Below are 20,415 nucleotides of genomic sequence, written 5' to 3' on the forward strand. Positions count from 1 at the left end.
CTTAATCAATAAAAGATACAATATGTGTGGTATTGCAATGGTGAGGTTGCTAAAACCTTTAGAGTATTATAAGGAAAAATATGGTACAGCTTTTTATGGTGTAAACAAGATGTACTTACTAATGGAAAAGCAACACAACCGTGGTCAAGACGGAGCTGGGTTTGCGAGCATTAAATTTAATGTGAATCCTGGAAGCAGATACATTAGTAGAATACGTTCTAACAAACAGCAACCTATTCAACATATTTTTAAAAAAATAAACCAGCGTATTAGCGAGACTGTAGAGGCAAATCCTGAAAAAAAGGATGATGTAGCTTGGTTAGAAGAAAATACGCCTTTTATTGGTAATTTATTTTTAGGTCATGCCAGATACGGAACTTTTGGAGGAAACTCTATAGAAAATGTACATCCGTTTTTACGTCAAAGTAACTGGAGACATAAAAACTTAATTGTAGCAGGAAATTTTAACATGACCAATTCTAAGCAATTGCTTGATGAGTTGATTGAGTTAGGACAACATCCAAAAGAAAGTACTGATACTGTTACGGTAATGGAAAAAATAGGTCATTTTTTAGATGACCAAGTAGAGTCTATTTATCAAGATATTAAAGCAGACTATACTAAAAAAGAAGCTTCCCCTGTGATTGCAGAAAAGGTAGATATCGTTAGAATTTTAAAAAGAGCTACTCGTAGCTTTGATGGTGGATACGCTTTGGCAGGGTTGTTAGGACATGGAGATGCTTTTGTAATGAGAGATCCAGCAGGAATTCGTCCAGCTTTTTATTACAAAGATGATGAAGTTTTAGTGGTGGCATCAGAAAGACCCGTAATTCAAACTGCTTTTAACTTAAAAATGGAAAAAGTTAAAGAATTAGAGCCAGGTCATGCTATTATTGCTAAAAAGAATGGAAAAGTATCTGTAGAAAAAATATTAGAGCCTTTAGAGAAAAAAGCATGTTCTTTTGAACGTATTTATTTTTCAAGAGGAGGAGATGCAGATATTTATCAAGAAAGAAAAGATTTAGGAGTTCGTGTGTTCCCTCAAATTATTGAAAGTATTGATGGTGATATAGAAAACACAGTTTTTTCATATATTCCTAACACAGCAGAAACTTCTTATTACGGAATGTGTGAAGCAGCAGAAGATTTCTTAAATACTCAGAAGACTGAAAAAATATTAGCTGGTGGTAAAAATTTAAGCGCTCAAGAAGTGAGTGATATTTTATCTATCAGACCTCGTTTTGAAAAATTAGCTATTAAAGATGCTAAATTAAGAACATTTATTACTTCTGATGACAGTCGTGATGATTTGGTAGCTCATGTATACGATGTGACTTATGGAGTGGTTAAAAAGGATGATAATATTGTTATTATTGATGATAGTATTGTTCGTGGAACAACTTTAAAAAAGAGTATCATTAAGATTTTAGATAGAACAGAGCCAAAGAAAATAGTGGTTGTTTCTTCTGCACCGCAAATACGTTATCCTGATTGTTACGGAATTGACATGGCTAAATTAGGGGATTTTATAGCCTTTAGAGCCGCTATTGAATTGTTAAAAGAAACAGGACAATATCAAATTGTAACTGATGTTTATAACAAATGTATTAAGCAACGTAGTACACAAGATTCAGGAATTAAAAACTTTGTAAAAGAAATTTATAAGCCTTTTACTCCAGAACAAATTTCTGCTAAAATTTCAGAGATGTTAAAAACATCTGAAATTAATGCCGATGTTCAAATTATTTTCCAAAGAATAGAAGGTTTACATGCAGCGTGTCCTAACCATAAAGGAGACTGGTATTTTACTGGTGATTATCCTACAGATGGAGGAAAGCGTGTAGTTAACGAAGCTTTTATTAATTTTTACGAAGGAAATAATAAGAGAGCTTACTAAGCTTAAGAGTATAATATTAAAAGCCGATGTTTAAAATCATCGGCTTTTTTGTTTTGAACTTTTTGTATAAAAAAAATAGCCGTTTCAAATATTTGAAACAGCTATTTAATTGTTTTAAAAATCTATTATGCAGAGTTTCTACTCGCATTCGTGTTACCAAATAATGATCTAGTAACAATTTTTTCAAAGGTTTCTAATCTCTTTTGATCAGGGTTTGCACCAGGCTTGCTCATTAATTGAACTTCTCTTAATGCATATTGTTGAATAGTTAAAAGAGGTAGTACAATAGAATCACGCACTGCTATCGAAGCTTTTCCGTCAGGAAAGTTTTGCATTAATTCTTTGTGACCTGCCAATTCTAATAATAACTTTTTAGTTAATAAGTATTCATCGTGAATAATGTTCCAGAAAGTTCCAAATTCTTCATCTTTAGCCATGTAATTGGTTAAAGCAAAGTTTGATTTTTCCATAGACATCACACTGTTTTCTAATAACGTTTTAAAGAAGTTGGAGTTGTTGTATAAATCTTGAATTTTGTCAAATTCTCCAGCGTCTTTATATTTCTTAAAAGCAGTACCAACTCCAAAGAATCCAGGTACGTTTTGCTTTAATTGAGACCAAGATCCTACAAAAGGAATAGCTCTTAAATCACTAAAGTTTAAAGAGTCTGATTTAGCACGTTTTGATGGACGAGATCCAATATTTGCTTTACCATAATACTTTAACGTACTCATTCTTTCTAAGTAAGGAATGAACATTTCGTGGTTTTTAAAGTCAGAATAAGCTTTAAAACTTAATCCAGCTAAATCTTCCATTAACTCCTTTTGTTCATCTGTTAAAGATGCATTCATAGGGTCGTTAAAAATTCTGTTGGTGATTCCGGCACCTAATAATTGTTCTATATTATATTGAGATGAATCTAAGTTACCAAAATTAGAACTAATGGTTTGTCCTTGAATAGTTAACTGAATTTCTTTGTGTTCAATGTTTTCTCCTAAAGAAGCATAGAATTTAGAAGTTTTTCCTCCTCCACGAGCAGGTGGTCCACCACGTCCGTCAAAGAATATTACTTTAATTCCGAATTCACGAGATACTTTAGACAATTCTTCTTTTGCTTTGTAAATTCCCCAGTTAGCCATTAAATAACCACCGTCTTTGGTACCATCAGAAAAACCTAACATAATGTTTTGTTTGTTATCTCTACTGGCAATATGTGCACGATATTCAGGAATAGAATATAATTGTCTCATTACTTGAGGAGCAATTTGTAAATCATCTACCGTTTCAAATAAAGGAGCAACATCTACTTTTAAACCTTCATCAAACCCAGAAATGTTTAACATTGCAAAAGTTTCCATTACGTTTAAAGCAGTTTGGTTGTTACTAATAATGTATCTATTAGCACCTCTTTCTCCGTTTTCTTTTTGAATGGTTGCAATGGCTCTCATAGAACCTAAAGTTCTAACGACCATTTCTTCAGAGAATTGATCAGGGTCAACATCTCCTTTTACTTTTGCTAAAACTTGAATTTGTTCATCTGGAGATAATTCTAAATAATTACTTGGGAAAATAGTGTTTCCTTTTTCTTGTAATTCTTTAATAATTCCAGTAAATACATCATGGTGAACACGGCTATCTTGACGAATGTCCATGGTAGCAAAGTGGAAACCAAATATTTTTACTTTATTGATAAAAGTATCTACTTCATCAACAAATAAATTACTGTGCTCTTCCTTTAAAGTAGTTTTAATAGAAATCATTTTACTTAATAATGATTGTACAGAAATTCTAATAGGAGAATTTTCAGTAATACAGCTATCGTATAAAGCAGATTCTATTTCGTTCATAATTTCGTAAACACCAGGGAAAGTAAGTCTACGTTTTAATTGACGAATGTCTCTAAAGTAATTTTTTAAGATGGTTTGTCTTAATTTTCTAGCTACTCTTAATGTAGTTTCTGTTGTTACAAATGGATTTCCATCTCTATCTCCACAAGGCCAGAATCCTAAGTTGATAATTTCGTTTTTGATGTCTTCACCATCAAATAAATTGTAGTGAATGTAATCGTAAATTTTACTAATAGAATGATAGAATACATTTTCTAAATACCAGATTAAACTAATTGCCTCATCATAAGGTGTTGGTTTTTTATCGGCAAAGAAAGTAGTTCTACCTAATTGAGCTAGTAGTTTTTTAATTAAGCTTAAGTCATCCTTCTTAATAGCTTCTTGTAAGTCTGTTAAAATAGTTAAAACAGTTCCAGGATAAAATTGTGTAGGGTGAGCTGTTAATACCAATCGGGTTTTAAATTCCTCTAGGTAATGCTTAAGTTCATTTCTAACTCTTTTAGCACTTGCTTCTTCTTTTATATTTCTTAAAGTACCTACTCCCGCCATGTTGTTTACAATAGGGAAAGCGGCATCTTCTATAGCGTCGAATAATACAACTTGACGTTCTATGTATTGAATAAACTTGAAAAGGAAACTAATTTTGTCTTCTTCTGTGGAATCAGATTTGTATTTAGTAAAGAACTCATCTACAATCTCTGTTGGAGTTTTTCCGTTTTTAAAACCTTCTATACAGCTCTCGTTAAATAAAGGTAGCAATGTTCCTGTTTTTTCTACACTGTCAAAGGGTAAAGTAGCAAAAACACTATTGTAAACCTGATATTTAGCAAGAACGCTATCGTTAAATCTTGATAATTTGGTTTGTTTAGACATGTGATATTAAATTTGTTTCAGGCAAGATACAACATGGCTAAGTATTGAAAAAAAAAATAGCCAAAAAAATACAGCTTTTAAGCAAAAAGTTATAAGATTAACAGGAGTTTTGCTAATGTTTTATTGAAATATAAACTAAATTCTTCTTTTCAGGTTTGCTGGTTAACATTCTGTCTGCTCTATGGCCAATAACCCATATAATTTGTTGTTGATTGTTACAAAGTAGCCAAGTAGTTTCTTTCTCTCTTAATGATAATTTTTCATCTTTAAAATACTTGCTTATTTTCTTTTTCCCTCTCATCCCAGTAGGATAAAAATAATCTCCATCTTTCCATTTTCTAATCAGCAAAGGAAAAGTGGTGTTCTCCATGTTTAGAGCGATACAGTCTTTGGAGATTTCCTTGCTAGCAAAAGAAAAATTTAAGGAAATTGGCAGGTGATGAATATCTTGCATGTGTTCTATTTTATAGATTTCATCACTATTGTTTACTTCGGAATTTACAGATAATATTAAATTCTCTCTATTGTTTAAAAGGGTATGAGTGTCGGAGTGAATTTGTTTACCTGTTTGTGTATAAATAAGTTTTATGATTTCTTGAGTGGCTTTAAATCCATAAGGTTTAAAAAGTTCATAAAGCTCAAAATCCGATAGGTTTTTAATTGTGTTTTGATTTATTAAAAAATCATCTCCTTCGGGAACAAAAAATTCTTTGTGTAGAGCGGCTATTTTTTGTTTGATGAAATTTTTGCTTTCATGAATCTTTAACACAGTGTTTAAAAAATTCTCTTCAAAATTAGGATGTAGTTTGTAAAGCTCAGGTGTAATGTTGTGTCTAATTTTATTTCTTATGTATTTGGTTTCTGCATTACTTTGGTCTTCTCTCCATTTGATGTTAAATTCTGTTGCATAAGTTTCAATATCATTTCTAGAAACAATTAACAAAGGTCTTATGATATTGTTGTTAATGGGGGGAATGCTTGCCAATCCATCTAAACCAGTACCTCTAGAAAGGTTGATGAAAAAAGTTTCCATCACATCATTTAGATGATGGGCTGTTAAAATATAATCATATTCGTATTCTGTGTATAATTTCTGAAACCAATCGTATCTTAATTCACGAGCTCCAATTTGAGTATTGACCTTATTTTTTTTACAATATTCTTTCGTTAAAAATTGAACACTATGAAATTGACAATTAAATTCTTTGGCAATTTTTTCTACAAACTGTTCATCCAAATCACTTTCGATGCCTCTAAGTTGAAAGTTACAATGTGCAATTCCAATATTAAACTTTAAAGTGTGAAATGCATGAGCTAAAACCACACTATCAATTCCTCCAGAAACGGTAAGTAATAGTTTTTTTCCTTTTAAAAAAGGAAAGTTTTTTTCTAGGTGTTTTTCTAGTTTTTGCAGCACAATTTTTTTTGTTAAAAATACAAATTAGTTAAAAGTTATAGAGTTAAAATATGAAAACAATTGTTAAATGTGTTTTAACACAGTTGATATTAGCAGAGTTTATATGTATTTTTGTTCAAAAATATTGTTGAAATGAGAAAGTATTATTTAGTACCTTTTAAAAAAATGTTCGATTTTAAAGGAACATCAACTTTAAATGAATTCTGGGTTTTTTACGGAATTAATTTGTTGATTTATGTAGCTATCGTTTTTTTAAGAAAACCATTAGGCATACCAATGTATACTAATAAAGTGTTTTTAGGAATGGTTGCTATTCCTCATATAGCAATTGGGTTTAGAAGGTTAAGAGATGCAGGAATCAATAGTTGGCTTTTTTTAATTCCATCTGTGAATCTTATTTTGGCAGGACTTCCATCAATAAAAAAAGTGCAATAAATAAGTTTTTTAAACGATTTAAATAGTATACATAATTGCTGTAAAGATTGAATGAAAATGAAAACATTACCAATAAAAGCCATATTTATTTTCCCCTTAGCTTGTTTAATATCAAATACATTACTAGTATTAAGTTTGACTGATTTATTTACTGAAAGTTTTTTTCAGAAGAAATATTTTATTGTTTATTTAATTATGATTATTTCAGTATTCCCTACTGTTAAAATTTGTGTAGAATACTATAGATCTAAGGAGTAGGATTTATTGTTGAGGTGTAGAGAGTACTTCTCTCATGGCTTTTGCTTTTAACAAACATTCATCGTATTCTTGTTCTGGGTTGGCCTTGGCAGTAATGGCACTTCCTACAGAAAAGGAAACGTATTTTTTTGTTTGATTGTACACAATACTTCTGATCACCACATTAAAATCAAAATTTTGGTCGGGTGTAAAATAACCTACGGCACCAGAGTAAATTCCTCTTTTGCTTGCTTCTAAATCTTCAATAAATTTCATGGCTGCAATTTTTGGTGCTCCTGTCATGCTTCCCATTGGGTAGCAAGCTTTAATAGCATCTACTATATGAATATTGGGTTTTATTTTACAAGTAATGGTAGAAATCATTTGATGCACTTGCTTAAAAGTATAAATTTTGCAAAGTTCACTTACTTTAACAGTTCCTTTTTGAGCGATGTGAGATAAATCGTTTCTTACCAAATCCACAATCATAATATTCTCTGCAATTTCTTTCGTGTTATTTTGTAACAACTCAATTTGCGAGGCATCTTTTTCGGGTAAGGTTCTTCTTCTGGCGGTTCCTTTAATAGGTTCGGAAACCAAAGTGTCTTGTTTTTTTTGTAAAAATCTTTCTGGAGATGCAGATAGCAAAAACAAATCATTTAGTTTTAAAAAAGTAGCAAAAGGAGCTTGAGAAATGGTATTTAAATCTAGATAAGTATTCACTGGATGAATGTTGGCGTTTTTTGCATAAAATTCTTGACAAAAATTTAATTCATACACCTCTCCTTTGTGAATTTCATTCAGCGCTTTTTCAACTTGTTTGATGTATGTTTTTTTATCAATTCTGTGTTGAATGTCAAGAGGTGTTTTTGTGACTTCTTCTTTTTTAGATGTTAAAATAGCGTTCCAATCTTTTTCAATGTCATCAACCAAATCTTCAGGATATCTAAACAGCACTCCATCTTTTTGGACTTCAATCAGTTTTTTAGGTTGAAAAAAATAGAGATCAGGAAAACCTGTTTCATCAATGTTATCAGAACTTAATTTTTCAACATCATTTTTTAAATCATATCCTAAATAACCAAAAGCATAATCTTGAATTTTATCAATATAAAGTTTTAATTGTTCAAAAGCGTTTTGGTAATCAGTGGTAATAAAACTAATTTGGTCAACAGCCAGAAAACCTTCAATATTGGTCTTGTTATTGCTGTTAGAATCTAACCAAGCAACTGTATTGTATTGTGCTCCCCAAATTAAAAGTTTATCTTTTATTTTAGAGACGTTATCAACCTTAAAAAGCTTTTGTATGCGTTGCATAGGTGTGAATTGAATTTGCAAATTTAATAATCTTACCAAAGTATAAAGAGTTAATGTGTAAGAAGTGTAATTTTTAATAGATTTATAGACAGAAAAGAAAAAGATTTAAATAGCCTATGTGTACAGTAACCTATGTTCCTAGCGAAAGAGGATTTGTTTTTACCTCTAATAGAGATGAGCAAAAGTGTAGAAAAACCATTGCTCCAGATAGTTATGAAGAAGATGGAGTGAATTTGTTTTATCCTAAAGATGAAGTAGCAGGTGGGACTTGGATTGGAGTAGCAGAACATAAAAGATTGGTTTGTTTGTTAAATGGTGGTTTTGTGTATCATGATCCTACCATAAAATTTCCCAAAAGCAGAGGTGTAGTGGTAAAATCTATCTTAACTTCCAAAAATTTACTAAATACTTTAAATACGATTGATTTAAATGGAGTGGCTCCTTTTACTTTAATTGTGGTAGATTGGAGTGATGATGATAAAATTTATGAATTAGTTTGGTGTAGAGAGGAGAAAAATATTACTGAATTAAATACAATACAACCTTATATTTGGTCATCATCAACATTATATACAGAGGAAGTTAAGATACAGCGAGAAGAATGGTTTAAAAATAACTTACTTTCTTCATCGGATGATATCAAACAAAAAGTTTTAAAATTTCATCAAAATGAAAATTTAGGAAATCAAGAAATTGCTCCTAAAATGAAACGAAGTGTAGTAGAAACTGTGAGTACAACTATGGTTATAAATGAAAATGATATTTTGTCTATGGAGTATCATGATTATATTCAGCAAGAGTTTATACAATATGATAATTTGTTTAGTTCTGTAAAAGCGTAGTTTTATGATGTATGATGGTGTTATAGTGGTGTTGTCTTATCCTGATACTGTGGTTCGCCCGGCACATTCGGAATTTTCAAGTAAAGTTTGGCCTAAATTAGGGATTGGTAGTGAAAATGCTATTCAAGCTGGTCATGCAGCTATGTTGTTAATAGATAAAAAATCAAACGAGGTAAATTATTTCGATTTTGGTAGGTATATTACTTCTTATGGAAATGGACGAGTAAGAAGTAAAGAAACAGATCCTGAATTGGCAGTTCCTTTTACGGCTGATTTTAAAGATGATGTTTTGGTAAACTTAAACGAAATGTTACTTTGGTTAGATGCAAATCCTGAAAAAACTCATGGTGATGGAAGATTGGTAGCAAGTGTAAATGCCGAAATTGATTATAATAAGGCAATCAATTATGTGAGTAATTTAATTGCAAAAAAGGAAATTCCATATGGAGCGTTTGTAAAAAATGGAAGCAATTGTGCAAGGTTTATTACGGATACTATTTTAAACTCATGTGGAAATACGTCTATTGTATTAAAATTAAAAACATCAAATTTATTAACGCCTAGCCCTATAGGAAATGCTATCAAAGGAACTACGGAAGATGATATTTATGTAGTTGAAGACCAAAAAATAGATCATTATACCAATCGATCAGTAATTAAAGAATATGGAGCTTGTTTTTTTAAAAAGTTCAATAGAGAATTGAATTTAATTGGAACAGAATTACCAAACAAAGCACTTTTTAATATAAAAAATGCTACTTGGTTAGGAGGAATTGGTAGTGGAGCTTGGTTTAAAATTGAAGAGAAAGAAGATGTAAATCTTTATAGAATTGCAAGGTATAATGTAAAAGGTGAAAAAGATTTTGAAGGAGTTTTTAAAATAAAAGACTTTAGTTTTAATGTTGATGAACCTTATGAATTTGTTCATCCATCTAATTGCATAGAGGTTTATATAGAACAGAATACCAAAGAATTTATTTTGTCTAAAATCTAGTTCATAATAGAATTTGTCTGTAATTGAAAAGATGGAACAGTAACTCTAAATGTTTTTTTCTCGTCAAGGTTTAACATAGTGTAATAACCTTTCATAGAGCCACAGTTAGAAAGTAGGATGCAGTGAGATTTGTATGAATGTTTTTCTCCAGACTTAAGAATGGGCTGAATGCCAACAACTCCATCTCCTTCAACAATTTCGGTGTGATTTAAGGAATCATATATTTCCCAATGTCTAGAAAATAATTGAACAGTGTAGGGAGATAAATTTTCAATACTAATATAATAGTCATATAAATAATGTTTTTGTTGGTTGCGCTCTTGCACACCACAAAAAACAGTATTTACTGATATTTTTATTCCTTGAGTAGTTGCCTCAGTCATTTTAGTATTGTTTGTTTAAATATAAATAAGAAATCTCTAGAAAACAACTAATTTTCAATTTGCTGTTTACTGTTTCCAATTCCATAGCCTACAACTTCGTAATAAATTGAGTTTGTGGGTTGGAAATAAACCAAAGCTTCGTAGTTGTTTTCGGTTTCAAAATAAGATCCACTAATGGTTTTTTTATCAATTTTTTGATTGTCTAAAACCACAAAATCATAATTATAGAACCCTTGTTTTAAAAAGATGCTACAGGTTAAATATTTGCCCGAAGCATCTGGACTTAACTTGTTTTCGTGGCTAAGTTGGTAGTTGTTAAAACCACCATAAACATAGATGTCTTTATTTTTAAATTCTTCTTTGTTTGCCAAAGAAAATAATACATTACTATACTCTGCTTCGGTAGCTGGTGTGTTAGATCTAAAATTTCTAATCACATAACTTCCGTTGATATCAGGATTGTATGTGTAAGTATTATTTGCTCTACTTTTTTGAGTAAATAAAATAGTATTAAAAGAATTGTCTTCTCTGTAAGAGGTAGAAATGTATCGCGTGTTTCTTAAGATTTCGTTATTGTCAAAATTCAGGAATTCGTTTCCTGCAATAAACTCAGTTTCTTTGCTAGGCCTGTAGGTATAAGTATTTCTTTCTGTAAATGTTGGTTTTAAAAAAGGGGTTCTTGTTTGTTGATCTCCATTTTGAAAAATGAAGGTTTTAATCTCTGAATTGGGATAATTAATAGGGAGTTCTTTGTTGTTAATTATCATAGAAACTGCTTGCTTTTCGTTGAATAAAGACAAATCTCTACTTTCAGAAATATTAATACTTACAGATACTTTGTTTTCGTATAACACAATTTTTCTTTCGCAAACCACCTCGTTATCTACATTTAAAATTTGGAATAAATAATTTCCTGATTTTGTAATTTTTGTGTCTTCATTGGGTATGGAAAACTCATAATGAGTATAATTATGTAGTGTTCCAAAAGAATTTTCCATGTTGTTAATTTGCATATTGTTAAATCCATCAATATAGTACGAAGTTGGAATTTTAGATGGAGTCCAATCAATTTCGCAAAGGGTAATTAAATAGTAATATTCATCTTGATTTCCCTCAATATCATCAAAGCTAAAAGTAAAAGAGCTATTAAGAGGTTGTGTTGTTTCAGAAAATTCTTTTTGACCGTTTTTGATAATCACACTTTTTATTTGTTGATTATCAAAAATTTGAGCCTGTAAAATGAATGGGAAGGAGATAAGAAAGATAATTTTTTTTAAAAACATGTTATATAAGTGTTGTTTTGCTAATATATTGTTTTGTAGTGATTTGTTCTTTGTATTTTATGAAAACGTTTTCGAGAAAATAAAATTATTTAGAAGTGTTATAAATAAAATGTGAGGTCAAAATTAAAGGTCTATTTGTAGCTTTAAGAATACACATTTTAATTAAATTTGTTCCATATTTTATACGTACAAAATAAATTAAATTTATAAATATGTCACAAGACATTAGGGTAAAAAAAGGCTTAAATATTAAGCTTAAAGGACAAGCAGCTATGACTACAGCTGCTGTTTCTCGTTCCGATTTCTACGCTATTAAACCTACAGATTTTCATGGTATTACACCAAAGCTTACAGTAAAAGCAGGTGATGAAGTTGTTGTTGGTGATGTAGTTTTCTTTTCTAAAGGAAATGACAGGATTAAGTTTACATCTCCTGTAAGTGGAACGGTTAAAGAGATTAAGAGAGGTGCTAAGCGTAAAGTTTTAGCAGTTATTGTTGAATCTAAACCAGAAGATCAATTTAAGGATTTTGGTGCAGCAAACCCTTTATCGTTAGAAAAAGAAGCTGTGTTAGAAAAGATTTTAGAAAGTGGAAGTTTTGCTTACGTAAAACAGCGTCCATATGATATTATCGCAAATCCTAAAGATAGTCCAAAAGCTATTTTTGTTTCTTCTTTTGACACAGCCCCTTTAGGACCTAACTATGCTTTTGCATTAAAGGGAAAAGAGGAAGCTTTTCAAGCAGGAATCAATGCGTTATCAAAATTAACTGAAGGAGCAGTAAACTTATCTGTTGATGCCAACGAAGCAAGTTTTTTTAGCAAAATTGAAAATGCTAACATTCTTAATGTTTCGGGTAAACACCCTGCAGGGAATGTTGGGACTCAAATTGCTGCGGTGAATCCTGTAAATCAAGGAGAACGTGTTTGGACGGTTAGTGCTCAAGGAGTGGCTACTATTGGAGAGTTGTTCTTAACAGGAAAGTACAATCCAATTAAATTGGTTGCTTTGGCAGGTTCTCAGGTTAAAAATCCACAATATTATGCACTGTCTGCTGGTCAAAATATAAAATCATTAATTGAAGAAAATGTAAATGTTAAAGGTTCTAGAATTATTTCTGGAAATGTTTTAACAGGTACAAAAATTCAATTAGATGACTTTTTAGGTTTTTACGACAATGTGATTACAGTAATTCCAGAGGGTGATAAACACCGTTTCTTTGGATGGTTGCCATTTGTTGGTAGTGGTACTATTCATAGTTTTTCTAAAACTTCTTTTGCTTGGTTAAATTCTGGAAAAGAATATGACTTAAACACAAGTTTAAATGGAGAAGAAAGAGCATTGGTTGTAACTGGTGAAATGGAGAAGGTTGTGCCTTTAGATATTTACCCATTACAATTACTAAAAGCTTGTATAGCAAATGATATTGAGAAAATGGAAAATTTAGGGATTTACGAAGTAGCTCCTGAAGATTTTGCTTTGGTTGATTATATCAACACTTCAAAAATTGAAGCTCAAGAAATCATCAGAGAAGGATTAGACTTAATGATTAAAGAAGTAGGATAATGGATTTTTTAAGAAAGAAATTTGACGAAATAAGAAAACCTTTCAACCCGGGAGGTAAATTCGAAAAATTTGCTCCAGCAATAAACTCTATAGATACTCTGATGTTTGTGCCTAAGCACAATACTCACAAAGGAGCTCATATTAGAGATGGAGTAGATTTAAAAAGAGTAATGGTAACGGTAATATTTGCCTTGTTACCTGCAATGTTCTTTGGTATGTACAACCTAGGATATCAGCACTTTTCTCAGTTAGGAGAGAGTACTGCCTTTTTAGATTGTATGATCTTTGGAGCATGGAAATTTTTACCAATGTTATTAGTCTCTTACGGTGTAGGTTTGGCTATTGAAATTGGTTTTGCAATTTATAACAAACATGAAGTAAACGAAGGATACTTGGTTTCAGGGATGTTAATTCCTTTAATTATGCCCGTTGATTTTCCTTTATGGATGTTAGCGGTATCTGTAGTTTTTGCTGTGTTTATTGGTAAAGAAGCTTTTGGAGGAACAGGGATGAATATTTTTAACCCAGCTTTAATCGCTCGTGCTTTTGCATTCTTCTCATACGCTCCACAAATGTCTGGAGATAAAGTTTGGGTTGCTGATGCAAGTACTATTGATGCAGTTTCTGGTGAAACTATTTTAGGTCAATTGGCAGCAGGTGCTCATAGTAGTTGGTCTGTGTTAGATATGTTCTTAGGTTATGTTCCTGGTTCCGTTGGTGAAACTTCAGTATTGGCTATTTTAATTGGAGCAGCTATATTAATTGCAACAGGAGTAGGATCATGGAAAATAATGACAGGAGTTGTTATTGGAGGTGCTGCAATGGGATTAATATTTAATGCTCTAGGATTAAATGCTTTAATGGAATTTCCTTGGTGGCAACACTTATTAGTAGGAGGTTTTGCTTTTGGAGCAGTATTTATGGCAACAGATCCAGTATCTGGTGCACAAACTGAAAAAGGAAAATGGATTTACGGAATTTTAATTGGTTTCTTTGCAATTATGATTCGTGTATTTAACGGAGCATATCCAGAAGGAATGATGATGGCCATTTTATTAATGAACGTTTTTGCTCCAACTGTAGATCACTATGTGATTGCAGGGAATATTAAAAAGCGTAAAAAACGTTTAAAAGCTGCATAATTATGAATAAGAATAGTAACGCATACACGTTTATCTTTGCAATCATTATTGTAACAATTATTGCAGGATTATTAGCATTTACTGCTACAAGTTTAAAACCTTTACAGGACACAAACGTAAAAGCAGAAAAAATGCAAAATATATTAGGAACCATTGGGGTTACTGATGTATCGAGAGAAAAAGCAGAAGTTGAGTTTAACAAATACATCAAAGAGCAATTAGCTTTAAAAAATGATGGACAGGTTGATGCAACTACCGATGCTTTTAAAATTGGTTTGAAGAATGAAGTAAAAAAGGACGATGAAAATCAACGTTATCCCTTATATATAGCTGAAAAAGATGGTGAAACTTTTTACATTGTTCCTTTATATGGAGCAGGTCTTTGGGATGCTATATGGGGATATATAGCTTTGGCTTCTGATAAAAACACAATTGTAGGTGCTAACTTTGATCACAAAGGTGAAACTCCAGGTTTGGGAGCAGAAATTACTACAGATTGGTTTCAGGCACAATTCAAAGGAAAGAAAATTTTAGATGAATCAAATAATTTTGTTTCAGTAACAGCGGTAAAAGGTGGGGCTAAATCAGGAGATACTCATGGCGTAGATGCTATTTCAGGAGGAACAATTACTTCTGATGGAGTTTCTAAAATGATCAGTGAACGTTTGTCACATTATTTACCTTATTTTAAAAATAACTAGTCATGGCAGAAGGAAAAGAAGCATTATTTTCAAAGCAAAATAAAGCGTTATTATCAGATCCATTAAATGATAATAACCCAATTTCAGTTCAAGTATTAGGTATATGTTCAGCGTTGGCAATTACTGTGCAGTTAAAACCAGCAGTTGTAATGTCTTTAGCCGTATTATTTGTGGTTATAGCCTCTAACGTCATCGTATCTTTAATACGTAATTTAATTCCTGGGCGTATTCGTATTATCGTTCAATTATTAATTGTTGCCTCTTTGGTAATTTTAGTTGACCAAGTATTAAAAGCTTATGCATATGATGTAAGTAAAGAATTATCAGTATTCGTAGGATTAATTATTACCAACTGTATTGTAATGGGACGTTTAGAAGCATTCGCTTTGGCTAACGGACCTTGGAAATCTTTCTTAGATGGAGTAGGAAACGGTGCGGGTTATGCATTAATATTGGTATTGGTAGCTGTATTTAGAGAATTGTTAGGGTCTGGTAAATTATTCGGAATTGAGATTTTAGGACATAAGGCGAAAACATTAGCAGAGTCTACAGGTTTATATTCTTTAGGGTATGAAAACAACGGATTTATGTTATTGTCTCCAATGGCATTAATTACAGTTGGAATTATCATTTGGGTACAGCGTTCTAAGAACAGAAAATTAATTGAACAACACTAAAATCTATAGTTACGATGGAATATATTAACATCTTTGTAAAAAGTATATTTATTGATAACATGGTATTTGCATATTTCTTAGGAATGTGTTCATACTTAGCAGTATCAAAAACAGTAAATACAGCTGTAGGTTTAGGAGCGGCAGTAGTATTTGTATTGTCTATTACAGTTCCTGTAAACTTTTTAATAGACTCATATTTATTAAAACCAGGAGCTTTATCTTGGCTAGGAGAAGAGTACGCTAGTATTGATTTATCATTCTTAAGTTTTATCATGTTTATTGCAGTAATTGCATCTATGGTACAGTTGGTAGAAATGATTGTTGAGCGTTTTGCTCCTGCATTATACGGAGCATTAGGTATTTTCTTACCATTAATTGCGGTAAACTGTGCAATTTTAGGAGGTTCTTTATTTATGCAACAAAAAGATTTTGCCAATGTTGGTGAATCTGCAGTATATGGTTTAGGATCAGGAATTGGATGGTTATTAGCTATTGTAGCTATTGCTGCTATTAGAGAAAAAATCGCATATTCTCATATTCCAGGACCTTTAAAAGGTTTAGGAATTACTTTCATCATTACTGGTTTAATGGCGATTGGGTTTATGAGTTTCTCAGGAATCAAATTATAATAATAAAGAACAGATATAATTATGAATGTAATTGCAATTAGTATCGTTGTTTTCTTGATTATTGTTTTAATCTTAGTAAGTATTTTATTAGGAGCTAAAGCAAAACTATTACCATCAGGAAAAGTAAAAGTTACGATCAACGGAGAAAAAACAATTGAAGTAGATACAGGAAGTTCTTTATTAGCAACTTTAGGTAACGAAAAAATATTTTTACCATCAGCTTGTGGTGGAGGTGGAACTTGTTTACAGTGTGAATGTCACGTTCACTCTGGTGGTGGTGAGGCTTTGCCTACAGAAACACCTCACTTTACTCGTAAAGAGTTAGCAAAAGGTGCTCGTTTAGGATGTCAGGTAAAAGTTAAAAATGATATGGAAATTTCTATTCCAGAAGAAATTTTCGGAATTAAGAAATGGGAAGCTACTGTGGTTCGTAACTATAACGTAGCATCATTTATTAAGGAATTTGTAGTAGAAATTCCAGAAGATATGGATTACAAAGCAGGAGGATATATTCAAATTGAAATTCCACCTTGTGAAGTAAAATATTCGGACATGGACATTACAGCTCACCCAACGGATCACCCAGGGGAGCCTGATAAATTCCAAACAGAATGGGAAAAGTTTGGTTTATGGCCATTGGTAATGAAAAATCCAGAAACAGTAGAGCGTGCTTATTCTATGGCTTCTTACCCTGCCGAAGGAAGAGAGATTATGTTGAATGTACGTGTGGCATGTCCTCCTTTCGATAGAGTAAAAGGTGGATGGATGGATGTAAATCCAGGAATTGCTTCTTCTTATGTATTTAACCAAAAGCCAGGAGATAAAGTAACTATTTCAGGACCTTACGGAGAATTCTTTATCAATGAAGAGTCTGATGCAGAAATGATTTATATTGGTGGTGGAGCTGGTATGGCACCAATGAGATCTCACTTATATGAATTATTCCATACGATGAAAACAGGTCGTAAAGTATCTTATTGGTATGGAGGTCGTTCTAAACGTGAGTTATTCTATATTCACTATTTTGAAGACTTAATGAAGAAATTCCCTAACTTCCAATTATATTTAGTATTGTCAGAACCATTAGAGGAAGATAATTGGAAAGTAAAGAAAGATATTCATGATAAAGAAGGTGATGGATTTGTAGGATTTGTTCACCAATCATTAATAGATAATTACTTAAATGATCATGAGGCTCCAGAAGATGTAGAATTTTACTTCTGTGGACCACCAATGATGAACCAAGCAGTAGTTAAAATGTGTGATGATTTTGGAGTGCCAAAAGAAAACGTACGTTTTGATGACTTTGGGGGGTAATTTACCTTTTACATATAAAAAAAGCTTTTTAGATTTTCTAAAAAGCTTTTTTTATTTTTAGTCACTAATCATTTTTAATAAAGATATACCTATTAATTTAATTGCATGAATAAATCAAACCTAATATTTTTTATAGTTAGTTTATATACTGTTATTACAGTATCACAAAAAAAGGACATCACCTTAAATGATATTTGGAGTGGTGAGTTTAGAACAAAAAGTATAGATGAAATTCGTTGGTTAAATAATGATAAAGAATATACCGTACTAAATTGGGATCCTATAACAAAATCAAGTACAGTAGATTTATATGATTATAATTCGAATATCAAAAAGAAAACAATTGTTAGGTCTTCGTTTTTAAATATTAAGCCTTTTTCAGATTATTCATTCAATAAAAATGAAGATAAATTGGTGTTAACCACAGAAATGGAATCTATTTATAGAAGATCGTCTTTAGCAAAATATTATATATATGATTTAAATACTTTAGAATCTACTTTGGTCGATGATAGAAAAATTCAAGAACCTACATTTTCTCCTTCTGGAGATGCTTTGGCTTATGTATGTGAAAATAATATCTACATCAAAAACCTGAATACAAATGTTACTATTCAGATTACTTCGGATGGAGAAAAGAACAAAATCATTAACGGAATTACAGATTGGGTGTATGAAGAGGAGTTTGAATTTGTTCGTGCTTTTGAATGGAATAAAACAGGAACCCAATTGGCCTATATAAAGTTTGATGAAACCAATGTGCCAGAATTTTCTATGGATGTTTACGGCCAAGATTTGTATCCAAAACAACAAGTGTTTAAATATCCAAAAGCAGGCGAAAACAATTCAATAGTGTCTCTTTATAATTATCATATTTCATCAAAAGAAACTTCAAAAATTAATTTTCCTGAGAGTCCATATTATATTCCCAGAATTAAGTTTACTGAAAAAGAGAATGTATTAAGTGTTCAAACGCTTAATAGGCATCAAAATAATTTGAACTTATATTTTTGTGATGTTGAGAAGAATCAAGTCAATCTTGTGTTGAATGAAAAAGATGATGCTTATATTGATATCACTAATAACCTTACATTTTTAAACGATAATAGTTTTTTGTGGACAAGTGAAAAGGATGGATACAATCATATTTACCATTATTCAAAATCAGTAGCTTTAAAAAAACAAATCACCAAGGGCAATTGGGAGGTTACAGATTTTTATGGTTATAATTCAAAAAATGAAACGCTCTATTATCAATCTACAGAAAATGGAAATATCAATAGAAATGTTTACGCCATCAATTTAAAAGGTAAAAATAAAATAAGATTAACTAAAAAAACTGGAACCAATTCAGCAACCTTTAGTGCGGGATACACTTATTTCATCAATAAATTTTCTAACGCTACAACTCCTTATATATATACACTAAATAATACAAGTAAAGCAGAACAAATAAAAGAGTTGATTAATAATAATCAATTACTAAGAAAACTAGAAAGTTATCATATTTCTAATAAAGAGTTTTCTACCATAAATGTCAATGGGAATGATTTAAATATGTGGATGTTAAAACCTGTAGATTTTAATGAACAAAAACAATATCCTGTATTAATGTATCAATATAGTGGACCAGGTTCTCAAGAAGTAGTGAATAGGTGGCATAGTGCAAATGATTATTGGTATCAGCTTTTAGCAGCTAAAGGATATATTATCGTTTGTGTAGATGGTAGAGGAACTGGTTTTAAAGGTGCCGATTTTAAAAAAGTTACTTATAAAGAATTAGGTAAGTACGAAGTAGAAGATCAAATTCAAGCAGCCAAACAATTAGGGATGCTTTCATATGTAGATAAAAATAGAATAGGTATTTGGGGATGGAGCTTTGGAGGTTTTATGAGTAGTAATTGTATTTTAAAAGGAAACGATATTTTTAAAATGGCTATAGCGGTTGCCCCGGTAACAAGTTGGAGGTTTTATGATACTATATATACTGAAAGATATATGCAAACACCACAAGAAAATCCTACAGGTTATGACTTAAATTCTCCTTTAAACTATGCAGATCAATTAAAAGGGAAGTTTTTATTAGTTCATGGTTCTGCTGATGATAATGTACATGTGCAAAACTCAATGCGATTAATCAATCAATTAGTCAATCATAACAAACAATTTGATTGGGCTATTTATCCAGATAAGAACCATGGAATATACGGAGGAAACACAAGATTGCAGTTGTATACTAAGATGACAAATTTTATTGAGCAGTCTTTGTAAGTATAATTTAAGAGATGTAATAAGAAGAATGAATAAAAAAGAGACTTCTATAATAGGTCTCTTTTTTTGTTTTAGGGATGTTTTTATAAGAAAGATGGTAGTTTTCATTTAGTAAGTGATATAGTTTTTAGGTACTGATTAAATGTCTTCAGAGGAGGTTATGGATTACTAAGAGAAGTTTGAGTATGATATATAGGAGTTATTAAAGGGTTTTAACTCCTAAAATGATGCTAATAATAAAAATAATTTAGGATGTAATAATCGATAAATAAGGCTGTTAAGATGCTTGGTTAAAAAAAGTCAAAAAATAGTTAAAGATATATTAGGAAATAAAGTTAAAAGGTGCGTATCTTTGCACCCGCAACGGCGATCAGGTAACTGTTTAAAGGAGCGAAAAAGTTCAGATACATTAGGGGTTTTATTGGTAATTAAGTTTACTATTTAAGGCAAAAAAAGATTTAAAAAAAATTTTAAATTTTATTTGTTTTAGAAGAAATAAAGTTCTTATATTTGCATCCGCTTAGCGAAGCAGCTAGGTTGTTAACTCATAACTGAGTTAGTGAAAACAAGACACGCGATGCGTGAAGT

The 20,415-nt window shown here is 31.2% G+C and carries 16 protein-coding genes; 11 read left to right on the forward strand and 5 right to left on the reverse strand.

Going from position 1 to position 20,415, the window contains the following annotated elements; genetic code table 11:
* Positions 1 to 22: 22 nt before the first annotated feature.
* Positions 23 to 1,897, forward strand: coding sequence for an amidophosphoribosyltransferase (locus BUB70_RS04025; protein ID WP_073118506.1), 1,875 nt, complete (start codon positions 23 to 25; stop codon positions 1,895 to 1,897).
* Positions 1,898 to 2,022: 125 nt separating this feature from the next.
* On the opposite strand, the gene BUB70_RS04030 is transcribed toward BUB70_RS04025, so the two are convergent.
* The gene (locus tag BUB70_RS04030; RefSeq protein WP_073118507.1) at positions 2,023 to 4,617 is read right to left on the reverse strand and encodes a phosphoenolpyruvate carboxylase; all 2,595 of its coding nucleotides are present in this window, start codon (positions 4,615 to 4,617) and stop codon (positions 2,023 to 2,025) included.
* A 112-nt stretch (positions 4,618 to 4,729) separates the two neighbouring features.
* Positions 4,730 to 6,034 (reverse strand): tRNA lysidine(34) synthetase TilS, encoded by a 1,305-nt coding sequence (tilS, locus tag BUB70_RS04035; protein WP_073118509.1) that lies wholly within the window; start codon positions 6,032 to 6,034, stop codon positions 4,730 to 4,732.
* Positions 6,035 to 6,166: 132 nt separating this feature from the next.
* Between tilS and BUB70_RS04040 the strand changes: the two genes are divergently transcribed.
* Positions 6,167 to 6,469 carry a DUF805 domain-containing protein gene (locus BUB70_RS04040; protein ID WP_073118510.1) on the forward strand — a complete coding sequence of 101 codons (303 nt, stop codon included), beginning with the start codon at positions 6,167 to 6,169 and terminating at the stop codon, positions 6,467 to 6,469.
* 261 nt (positions 6,470 to 6,730) lie between these two features.
* Here BUB70_RS04040 and BUB70_RS04045 read toward each other — a convergent pair whose 3' ends face one another.
* On the reverse strand, positions 6,731 to 8,023 hold the full coding sequence (locus BUB70_RS04045) for an anthranilate synthase component I family protein (RefSeq protein ID WP_073118512.1): 1,293 nt from the start codon (positions 8,021 to 8,023) through the stop codon (positions 6,731 to 6,733).
* 116 nt (positions 8,024 to 8,139) lie between these two features.
* On the opposite strand from BUB70_RS04045, the gene BUB70_RS04050 reads away from it, so the two are divergent.
* Complete coding sequence (locus BUB70_RS04050; protein ID WP_073118513.1) at positions 8,140 to 8,865, forward strand: NRDE family protein; 726 nt, start codon at positions 8,140 to 8,142, stop codon at positions 8,863 to 8,865.
* Positions 8,866 to 8,869: 4 nt separating this feature from the next.
* Positions 8,870 to 9,859, forward strand: a complete 990-nt coding sequence (locus BUB70_RS04055; protein WP_073118515.1) for a DUF6695 family protein — start codon at positions 8,870 to 8,872, stop codon at positions 9,857 to 9,859.
* Here BUB70_RS04055 and apaG read toward each other — a convergent pair.
* Both apaG and BUB70_RS04065 read right to left on the reverse strand, forming a co-directional pair.
* Positions 9,856 to 10,242 carry a Co2+/Mg2+ efflux protein ApaG gene (gene apaG, locus BUB70_RS04060; RefSeq protein ID WP_073118517.1) on the reverse strand — a complete coding sequence of 129 codons (387 nt, stop codon included), beginning with the start codon at positions 10,240 to 10,242 and terminating at the stop codon, positions 9,856 to 9,858. The genes BUB70_RS04055 and apaG overlap by 4 nt on opposite strands.
* Before the next feature lie 47 nt (positions 10,243 to 10,289).
* Positions 10,290 to 11,525, reverse strand: a complete 1,236-nt coding sequence (locus tag BUB70_RS04065; protein ID WP_073118518.1) for a type IX secretion system plug protein — start codon at positions 11,523 to 11,525, stop codon at positions 10,290 to 10,292.
* 212 nt (positions 11,526 to 11,737) lie between these two features.
* Here BUB70_RS04065 and BUB70_RS04070 point away from each other — a divergent pair, with 212 nt between their 5' ends.
* The 7 genes from BUB70_RS04070 to BUB70_RS04100 all read left to right on the forward strand — a co-directional run bounded on the left by BUB70_RS04070 (position 11,738) and on the right by BUB70_RS04100 (position 19,827).
* Positions 11,738 to 13,090, forward strand: a complete 1,353-nt coding sequence (locus tag BUB70_RS04070; protein WP_073118520.1) for a Na(+)-translocating NADH-quinone reductase subunit A — start codon at positions 11,738 to 11,740, stop codon at positions 13,088 to 13,090.
* Positions 13,090 to 14,232 carry an NADH:ubiquinone reductase (Na(+)-transporting) subunit B gene (locus tag BUB70_RS04075; protein WP_073118521.1) on the forward strand — a complete coding sequence of 381 codons (1,143 nt, stop codon included), beginning with the start codon at positions 13,090 to 13,092 and terminating at the stop codon, positions 14,230 to 14,232. The genes BUB70_RS04070 and BUB70_RS04075 overlap by 1 nt, the downstream gene beginning before the upstream one ends.
* 2 nt (positions 14,233 to 14,234) lie before the next feature.
* Complete coding sequence (gene nqrC / locus BUB70_RS04080; RefSeq protein ID WP_073118523.1) at positions 14,235 to 14,933, forward strand: NADH:ubiquinone reductase (Na(+)-transporting) subunit C; 699 nt, start codon at positions 14,235 to 14,237, stop codon at positions 14,931 to 14,933.
* A gap of 2 nt (positions 14,934 to 14,935) precedes the next feature.
* Positions 14,936 to 15,610 (forward strand): NADH:ubiquinone reductase (Na(+)-transporting) subunit D, encoded by a 675-nt coding sequence (locus BUB70_RS04085; RefSeq protein WP_073118524.1) that lies wholly within the window; start codon positions 14,936 to 14,938, stop codon positions 15,608 to 15,610.
* Between the two features lie 14 nt (positions 15,611 to 15,624).
* Positions 15,625 to 16,239 carry an NADH:ubiquinone reductase (Na(+)-transporting) subunit E gene (gene nqrE / locus BUB70_RS04090; protein ID WP_073118526.1) on the forward strand — a complete coding sequence of 205 codons (615 nt, stop codon included), beginning with the start codon at positions 15,625 to 15,627 and terminating at the stop codon, positions 16,237 to 16,239.
* Between the two features lie 21 nt (positions 16,240 to 16,260).
* Entirely contained in the window at positions 16,261 to 17,556 is a 1,296-nt protein-coding gene (gene nqrF, locus BUB70_RS04095) for an NADH:ubiquinone reductase (Na(+)-transporting) subunit F (protein ID WP_073118527.1), read from the forward strand.
* A gap of 105 nt (positions 17,557 to 17,661) precedes the next feature.
* The gene (locus BUB70_RS04100) at positions 17,662 to 19,827 is read left to right on the forward strand and encodes a S9 family peptidase (protein ID WP_073118528.1); all 2,166 of its coding nucleotides are present in this window, start codon (positions 17,662 to 17,664) and stop codon (positions 19,825 to 19,827) included.
* The last annotated feature ends 588 nt before the right edge of the window (positions 19,828 to 20,415 follow it).

It is taken from the genome of Wenyingzhuangia marina, assembly GCF_900130035.1.
Classification (GTDB): domain Bacteria; phylum Bacteroidota; class Bacteroidia; order Flavobacteriales; family Flavobacteriaceae; genus Wenyingzhuangia; species Wenyingzhuangia marina.

Coding starts and splice junctions, on each gene's coding strand:
- BUB70_RS04025 (WP_073118506.1), top strand. CDS start 23: ATGTGTGGTATTGCAATGGTGAGGTTGCTAAAACCTTTAGAGTATTAT.
- BUB70_RS04030 (WP_073118507.1), bottom strand. CDS start 4,617: ATGTCTAAACAAACCAAATTATCAAGATTTAACGATAGCGTTCTTGCT.
- BUB70_RS04040 (WP_073118510.1), top strand. CDS start 6,167: ATGAGAAAGTATTATTTAGTACCTTTTAAAAAAATGTTCGATTTTAAA.
- BUB70_RS04045 (WP_073118512.1), bottom strand. CDS start 8,023: ATGCAACGCATACAAAAGCTTTTTAAGGTTGATAACGTCTCTAAAATA.
- BUB70_RS04050 (WP_073118513.1), top strand. CDS start 8,140: ATGTGTACAGTAACCTATGTTCCTAGCGAAAGAGGATTTGTTTTTACC.
- BUB70_RS04055 (WP_073118515.1), top strand. CDS start 8,870: ATGATGTATGATGGTGTTATAGTGGTGTTGTCTTATCCTGATACTGTG.
- apaG (WP_073118517.1), bottom strand. CDS start 10,242: ATGACTGAGGCAACTACTCAAGGAATAAAAATATCAGTAAATACTGTT.
- BUB70_RS04065 (WP_073118518.1), bottom strand. CDS start 11,525: ATGTTTTTAAAAAAAATTATCTTTCTTATCTCCTTCCCATTCATTTTA.
- BUB70_RS04070 (WP_073118520.1), top strand. CDS start 11,738: ATGTCACAAGACATTAGGGTAAAAAAAGGCTTAAATATTAAGCTTAAA.
- BUB70_RS04075 (WP_073118521.1), top strand. CDS start 13,090: ATGGATTTTTTAAGAAAGAAATTTGACGAAATAAGAAAACCTTTCAAC.
- nqrC (WP_073118523.1), top strand. CDS start 14,235: ATGAATAAGAATAGTAACGCATACACGTTTATCTTTGCAATCATTATT.
- BUB70_RS04085 (WP_073118524.1), top strand. CDS start 14,936: ATGGCAGAAGGAAAAGAAGCATTATTTTCAAAGCAAAATAAAGCGTTA.
- nqrE (WP_073118526.1), top strand. CDS start 15,625: ATGGAATATATTAACATCTTTGTAAAAAGTATATTTATTGATAACATG.
- nqrF (WP_073118527.1), top strand. CDS start 16,261: ATGAATGTAATTGCAATTAGTATCGTTGTTTTCTTGATTATTGTTTTA.
- BUB70_RS04100 (WP_073118528.1), top strand. CDS start 17,662: ATGAATAAATCAAACCTAATATTTTTTATAGTTAGTTTATATACTGTT.